The sequence below is a fragment of the Escherichia sp. WS1450 genome (assembly GCF_046487395.1).
Taxonomy (GTDB): Bacteria; Pseudomonadota; Gammaproteobacteria; order Enterobacterales; family Enterobacteriaceae; genus Escherichia; species Escherichia coli.
Window position 1 is genome coordinate 1 of the sequence record NZ_JBJQJO010000053.1, and the last position, 8,048, is coordinate 8,048.

General features: G+C 44.9%; 3 protein-coding genes and 2 pseudogenes. 4 read left to right on the plus strand and 1 reads right to left on the minus strand.

Translation table 11 applies throughout. The annotated features are described in order from the left end of the window. The first annotated feature begins 223 nt into the window (after positions 1-223). From ACJHYR_RS26245 to ACJHYR_RS26255, 3 genes and pseudogenes are all read left to right on the plus strand, one after another. Positions 224-523: pseudogene (locus tag ACJHYR_RS26245) on the plus strand (YebF family protein). 1,050 nt (positions 524-1,573) lie between these two features. Next, on the plus strand, positions 1,574-3,133 hold the full coding sequence (locus tag ACJHYR_RS26250) for an AbgT family transporter (protein WP_000584526.1): 1,560 nt from the start codon (positions 1,574-1,576) through the stop codon (positions 3,131-3,133). Between the two features lie 311 nt (positions 3,134-3,444). Continuing rightward, positions 3,445-7,320: a S6 family peptidase gene (locus ACJHYR_RS26255; protein ID WP_072721657.1), complete on the plus strand. Its 3,876-nt coding sequence runs from the start codon at positions 3,445-3,447 to the stop codon at positions 7,318-7,320. 117 nt (positions 7,321-7,437) lie between these two features. Here the strand turns inward: ACJHYR_RS26255 and ACJHYR_RS26260 are convergent. Beyond that, positions 7,438-7,694, minus strand: a pseudogene (locus ACJHYR_RS26260) (integrase core domain-containing protein); the annotation flags it as partial. Positions 7,695-7,782: 88 nt separating this feature from the next. Here ACJHYR_RS26260 and ACJHYR_RS26265 point away from each other — a divergent pair. Continuing rightward, positions 7,783-7,938, plus strand: a complete 156-nt coding sequence (locus ACJHYR_RS26265) for a transposase (RefSeq protein WP_001712133.1) — start codon at positions 7,783-7,785, stop codon at positions 7,936-7,938. The last annotated feature ends 110 nt before the right edge of the window (positions 7,939-8,048 follow it).

Consider the following 8,048-nt stretch of genomic DNA (forward strand, 5'->3'; position numbering starts at 1 on the left):
TTTCCTGTGTAGTACGCCGTCTGCGTTTCTCCGGTCCTAAGACATCAATCATCTGCTCTCCAATGACTAGTCTAAAAACTAGTATTAAGACTATCACTTATTTAAGTGATACTGGTTGTCTGGAGATTCAGGGGGCCAGTCTAGAGCTATCCATGATGGGGTTCTGTAAATAAACAAAACACTCTCTTCAATTCTGCTCACCTTCGGTATTTGTGTATCATCACTGGCTACTGATAAAAACAGAACCGTCAGTTTTCCACGATGTGAAGGGCAGGAATCATCGGCTGTTGCAGCCAGCGTCAAACGGGACTATCTCCAGAAACAGGTGCTTCACTGGAAAGATGACTAGGTGATCTTCAGTCAGCAGCATCCTGTTGTCTGGGTGAATCTTCGTGAGCTGGTAAGTAAAGGTGATAATTTAGTCACAGTGCATCTCACCGCCCGGGGGAAGAAAGCCGATATTCAGTATCGGGTGCGCATTGACTGTAAGAACGAAAACGCTATCTGGCAGCGCCAGAGATGAACGTATGGAGATAATCACAGAGTATGAACAAAAGGACTCTACATGTTCATTATGACTAAAAAACGCTGTTTTATTTTACGTTGCTGTCATAACGTGTTTATCTCAATTTTCGGGAACATGTTCTTAGCGGTTAGACTGGCCCCCTGAATCTCCTGCGTTTGAAGGACAGTAACAGGTTAAGTGATAACAGATGTATGAAAATATAGAGATACATCCAAGGAAGAGCCACTTTTGCGCCGTTCGTGACAGTTTTGTCATGTCCTTGCTCCGGCCTGGTTTTATGTTCATAAGTCCTTCTTCACCAGTATCTTTGTAAACCTTCACCCAGTGCCAGATAATGGTTTCATTTGATATATTAAACTGTGTAGTGGCCTAGCGCATGGTAAGTTCTTCACTCAAACCTTCAGGACAACTGTCAGTCGAAACTCAGGAGAGCCGCGGTCATTTTGCCATGTAATACCATCAATACCGTGGAGTTGCCAGCCCTTGACCCAGCATCGCTCTGATGTTTCTTCAACACCAAAACGTTCAGCGGTACGACGTGTACCATCGTGTCCGGCAATATAATGATTAACTACAGCTTATTCGGTTTAGAGAAAATATTTTGGCTTTGCCATAAAAACTAACCTTAATCAGTTGGATGTCCAACTTTTGGAGGGAGAGTCCAACGATGGTACAGGATTTATTCATGTTAATTTTTCACAAGCTCCTTTATTCGTGTGATGTTAATCACAAAATACCAAAGAGAACGTTGAAAAAATAATGATACATTGTAAAAGATATATTAACTAATTTTTCATAATTTTATTATATATGCTGCATGTCAATTATTTATATACCAAAAACCGAACAAAAATATTTATTATAGGTATTATGAAATAACCTTTCCATATTGTTTATTTTAATGCAATCAGCACAGATTACTTCAAAAATATAATTAGATGCATGAAAAGGGAGAAACAATATATTTTATTGTTTAAGATATTTTGTTCAACATGTATGCTGAGAGATAAACTTATCGATACTTAAAAAATCCGAAAAGGAGGAATAATGATAATAAAAAGAGAAAGACGTTTCCTGAGAACAGTAGAATGGCTTGGCAATGCACTTCCTCATCCCGTCATCCTGTTCATAATATTAACAATTTCCTTAATTGTAGTTTCGATGATTGGACAATATTTTAATATTAGCGCCCCAGACCCAAGACCACCTGGAGCTAAAGGCCGGAATGATGATGGTATTATTTATATTGTAAGTTTACTGGATGCAGATGGAGTTCGTAAAATTCTTTCGAATCTGGTTACTAATTTTACGGGATTTGCACCACTGGGCACTGTTCTGGTTTCTCTTCTTGGTGTTGGTATTGCAGAACGGTCCGGGTTAATTTCAGCAACCCTTCGTCTTATTGTGACAAAAGCCCCTGCAAAAGTAACAACTATAGCTGTTGTCTTTGCCGGTATCATGTCCAACATGGCTTCAGAACTTGGCTATGTCGTTTTAATACCACTATCGGCAATACTTTTTCATTCTCTGGGAAGACATCCCTTGGCCGGGCTTGCTGCTGCTTTTGCGGGAGTCTCGGGTGGCTATTCAGCAAATTTAGTATTAGGTACAATCGATCCGCTCTTGTCAGGAATCACCCAGCAAGCAGCGCAAATTGTATCATCTGATTATATTGTAGGGGCTGAATCCAACTGGTATTTTATGTTTGTCAGTACATTTTTTATAACACTCATGGGGTACCTGATAACAGAAAAAATAGTTGAACCACAGTTAGGGAAATACAAGGGTGGAGGGTTCAATCAGGATGAACAGTCAATTCGTAATTCATCTGATGTTACAGCAGTTGAGAAAAAAGCGTTAATGCTGTCCTTTTTATCTGTACTTCTACTATCTGTTATTGTTGCCATTCTGGTTATTCCTGAAGATGGAATCTTACGTAATCAACAAACAGGATTAATCAGCAATTCTCCATTTCTTAAATCAATAGTGGCTTTCATTTTCATATTCTTTTCATTAGCTGGTGTAGTATATGGATATACAGCGGGAACAATAAAAAATAGCAAAGATATTGTTGATGCCATGACTCATTCAATGAGTACATTAGGACTTTATCTGGTCATTATATTTTTTGCCTCTCAGTTTGTAGCTTTGTTTAGCTGGACAAATATTGGTCAGGTTATTGCGGTTAAAGGCGGGAGTTTTCTGAATAGTCTTGATTTGCCAGATTCCGTAATATTTATTGGATTTATATTGATTTGTGCTGTCATTAATTTAATGATTGGGTCCGCATCTGCTCAATGGGCAGTAACAGCACCAATTTTTGTTCCTATGTTAATGATGGCAGGATATGCCCCTGAAGTAATACAGGCTGCTTATAGAATTGGAGATTCAGTAACAAACATTATTACTCCAATGATGAGTTATTTTGGGCTTGTTATGGCTATTGTACTTAAATACAAAAAGGATGCCGGTGTTGGGACTTTGATATCAATGATGCTTCCATACTCCATAGTTTTCCTCGTCGGGTGGTCTGTATTCTTTGTTATATGGGTCTTTGTACTGAACTTACCCGTTGGCCCCGGGGCATCGACCTATTATCTCCCATAAAGTCAATCATACATATCATAATGGAGAATATTATTCTCCATTTCCAGGTTGAATCAATATTAAACCCATGCAGCCATAAAAACTTTAGCATTTTAAGTGTCAGGATGTTTCTATGTAAAAATCACAATAATTTACACAACACAAATAAATATATAGTTGATTACATTGAAGATTGCAATCACAATGTAATTAAATAGAAAATCAATTGTATGACTCCGGCTCAATGCCGACTTAACATCTGTATGCTGAGGTAAGTTTACGCTTCCGACTTTCTGTTATTTTGGTGATTATATTTTCAGGGGAAATTAAAAATGAATAAAGTTTATTCCCTTCGCTACAGCGCTGTGGCCCGGGGCTTTATTGCTGTATCTGAGTTTGCGAGGAAATGTGTTCATAAGTCTGTCAGAGGCCTGAGTTTTCCGGTTTTATTACTGTCCCCCGTACTTTTCTCTACAGGAGGCCTTGCGGGAACAGTCAATAATGAACTTGGCTATCAGTCATTTCGTGATTTTGCTGAGAATAAAGGTATGTTCCGCCCGGGAGCAACGAATATCGCCATTTATAATAAGCAGGGAGAGCTTGTCGGCACGCTGGAAAAAGCGGCTATGCCGGATTTCAGTTCCGTAAATTCAGGAAGCGGTGTGGCGACACTAATTAACCCGCAGTATATCGCCAGCGTGAAACATAACGGAGGATATACAAACGTCAGCTTTGGTTATGGTGAAAGCCGTTACAATATCGTGGACCGGAATAATGCGCCGTCACTGGATTTTCATGCTCCCAGACTGGATAAACTGGTGACAGAGGTTGCCCCGGCTGCGGTGACGGCGCAAGGGGCAGTGGCTGGCGCATATCTGGATAAGGAACGTTATCCTGTTTTTTATCGTCTTGGCTCCGGAACCCAGTATATTAAGGACAGTAACGGACAGCTGACACAAATGGGAGGAGCATATTCCTGGCTGACTGGCGGGACTGTCGGTAGTCTGTCATCCTATCAGAATGGAGAAATGATTAGCACCAGTTCAGGTCTGGTTTTTGATTACAAACTTAATGGTGCAATGCCCATTTATGGCGAGGCCGGTGACAGTGGTTCGCCTTTATTTGCTTTTGATACTGTTCAGAATACATGGGTTCTTGTTGGTGTTCTCTCTGCGGGGAATGGAGCGGGGGGCAGGGGAAATAACTGGGCTGTTATTCCACTGGATTTTATCAGACAAAAATTTAATGAGGACAATGATGCCCCGGTCACATTCAGAACATCGGAAGGTGGTGCGCTGGAGTGGGGCTTTAACAGCAGCACCGGAGCTGGCACGCTGACACAGGGAACCACCACATATGCCATGCACGGGCAGCAGGGAAATGACCTGAATGCCGGTAAAAATCTGATATTTCTGGGACAGAATGGACAGATTGACCTGAAAGACAATGTTGCACAGGGGGCAGGTTCTCTGACATTCCATAATGATTATACGGTTGCAACTTCAAACAACAGTACCTGGACCGGTGCCGGTATTATTGTGGATAAAGGCGTGTTCGTAAACTGGCAGGTTAACGGTGTTAAAGGCGATAACCTGCATAAGATTGGTGAAGGTACGCTGACGATACAGGGCACGGGTATCAATGAGGGTGGTCTGAAGGCCGGGGACGGAACCGTTGTTCTGAAACAGCAGGCAGACAGTAACGGGCAGGTGCAGGCCTTCAGTAGTGTGAATATTGCCAGCGGACGACCGACAGTAGTGCTGACTGATGACCGGCAGGTAAATCCGGATAACATCTCCTGGGGATACAGGGGAGGTATTCTGGATGTTAACGGTAATGATATTGGCTTTCACGAAATAAAGGCGGCAGATTATGGTGCTCAAATCCACAATGGCAGTAACAAAAATGCAATAATCTCTCTGGTTATGCATGATGCCATTAAGTGGACCGGGAAAGATACACCAAGAATTTTAGGTCGGGTTTATGAGTATTTCAATGATGAAACGCAGAAGACTGAATTCTTTATATTAAAAACCAGCAGTATTGCGTGGTCTCCTTCGCCTGGAGAAAAAATTTTTCCGGATATGTTCAGAGGTGCTGATTATTTTAATACTCTTGAGGATGCGGACAAAGAGGCCAGAAAAAATACACAATATATTTTCCATGGTAAATTAACCGGTAATATCAGTTTTAACCCGAAGAGTGCCGGTACGTTTGTTATGGATGGTTCTGCTGATATGTCCGGAACCTTCACCCAGGAAAATGGGCGTCTGACACTGCAGGGGCATCCGGTTATCCATGCATACAATACTCAGTCTGTGGCTGACAAACTGGCTGCCAGTGGAGACCATTCGGTTCTGACTCAGCCCACGTCATTCAGTCAGGAGGACTGGGAGAACCGGAGCTTTACCTTTGACAGGCTGTCACTGAAGAACACCGATTTTGGCCTTGGTCGTAATGCCACGCTGAACACCATGCTTGAGGCAACAGATTCGACGGTTACACTGGGCGACAGGCGGGTTTTTATTGACAAAAATGATGGTAACGGCACGGCCTTTGCGCTGGAAGAAGGCACATCAGAAGCGGTGAAGGATGCAGACCGTAGCGTGTTTAATGGCAGTGCTGTCCTGAACGGGAAGACGACGCTGGATATCATGAACGCAACCTTTAATGGTGATATAAGCGGTCATGTCGGCTCGCATGTGGAGTTGTCGCGCCGGAGTCACTGGAATATGACGAAAAGCTCCACGCTGGATTCGTTCAGAAGCAAAGGCGGGACGCTCTCCTTTGTGACAGACAACTGGTCGCCGAAAACGCTGACGGTAAACACACTGCATGCCAGCAGTATGAATATCGCCATGGGGGTCAGCACTGCCGACAACACGGGCGACCGGATTGATATCCTGAATAAGGCAACGGGGGGACATAACACACTGGACCTGTCCTCCCTGTTTGACCAGACTGTCACACTGAAAAATGACCTGACTCTGGCATCTGCACCGGTCGGAACTTCTCACGGGTACTTCTCCTTTGCCAGTCTGAACAGGGGGTTTACTGTTTATACCCCTGACACACAGGTGCAGGAGAAAGACGGCAGAGTTTACTGGCAACTGAAAAGTCATGCCGGAACAACAGAATCTCAGGTATCAACGGATGTCAGTGATGATGTGACAGATACAACCTCTCCGGTTGCACCGGATACAGGGAGTACAGGAAGCACTGAGGCTGATGTTATTGTGTCTGAAGGAAATAACAGCAACGGTGTGTCGCCTTCCCCTGATTCTCCGGCAGAGAATGCGGGCACGATGGTGAATGGCAGTACGCTGTTTAAGGGCGCGGATAACACATCTCTTCTGAAGAAAGCGCGTGCCATGTTTGCCGCCCGTGAGTTCATTCTCAGCGACAGTGCTGACCGCTGGACACAGGTGGTGGACAACAGTGATGCAGACGGCGGTGCATGGGCCATGACAGGGTACAGCCATGGGGGATATGACGACTTCAGCCTCAATCAGAGTGGACTGAATGTGGGATTCCGCCAGTCTGCTGCCGGTAATGCCTGGTGGGGGATGGGGGCAGAGTTTTACCGGGGGCACAGCAGCACAGATGACTACCGGGATGATTTCAGCCTGTGGGGAGTGCATGTTCTGGCGGGCAAATCCTTTGCCGGTGGTCTGTTTGTGGATGGTATGACCGGATACCGGGAGCTGTCTGAAGATTACACTATTCAGGGAGAGCTGAGTGACCTGTCCGGCAGGGCAAAAAGCCATATCCTGACAGCGGGTATCCGTGGCGGGTGGAAGATGCATGCAGCCCCCCTTGATATGTCGATAACACCGACTGTTTCACTGAACGGTGCGCGGGTGGACGGAAATCGTCTGCAGGGCCGGGAGCGGAGCGTGGAGCTTCATGATGGCGACGCCCTGTGGCTGAAGGCCGGGGTTGAGGCAGAAAAAGTCTCCGGAAATATGACGCTGAAGGCAGGTATCTGGCGGAATATCACGCTGAACGATATGCCGGGAATGACCCTGCGTGATGACTGGAAAGCCCGTCACTATGATGCAGAGAAGGCTGACCGCTATACCGTTTCGTTTGGTATCAACGGAAAGCTGACTGAGAAACTGTCAGTGCAGGCAAAAGTAAACAGCAGTTTTGATGGTTACTTTAAGACAGATGCGGAAGGAATACTGGGTATCAGGTATTCCTTCTGATAACAGCCATCGATGATGCTGCAGAGAGAAGGAGGGGTAGAATATAGCCCCTCCGGTGAGCCGGACGTAAGAGTGTACTGACTCCAAAAAGTTGGACAGTTGTAGTTGAGCACAAAATCAGGACACCGGGATAACCTGTTTCCACTTTTCTTCATGTAGCCAAGGCGGTAAACCATCGTTGTTCGTGTGAGGTCGATAAACGTTATAATAACCATTAATCCACTGGTTTATATCGCGTACCGCATGGCTAAAATCACCATACCACCTTTCGGAAACCATTCACTTTTAAGGCTGCGAAAGACTCTTTCCATCGGCGAATTATCCAGGCAATTCCCTCTGCGTCTCATACTTTGCATTACCCCATAACGCCGTAAGCGTACAGCCTGAACCGTCTGGTCAGAATCTGACGAATTAGACAAAGTGGTGTCCACCAAATAAGTAGTGGGAACCAAAGTGTCAGATATGCAGAAAAATGTGACTCCCGGCAGGCGAAAAGGCTGCCCTAATTATCCTCCCGAATTTAAACAGCAGCTCGTTGCTGCCTCCTGTGAACCCGGGATATCCATCTCAAAACTTGCTCTTGAAAATGGCATTAACGCCAATCTGTTGTTCAAATAGCGACAACAATGGCGCGAGGGAAAGCTGCTATTACCTTCTTCAGAGAGCCCCCAGCTACTTCCTGTGACTCTCGATGCAGCTGCCGAACAGCCAGAATCGCTCGCAGAGGA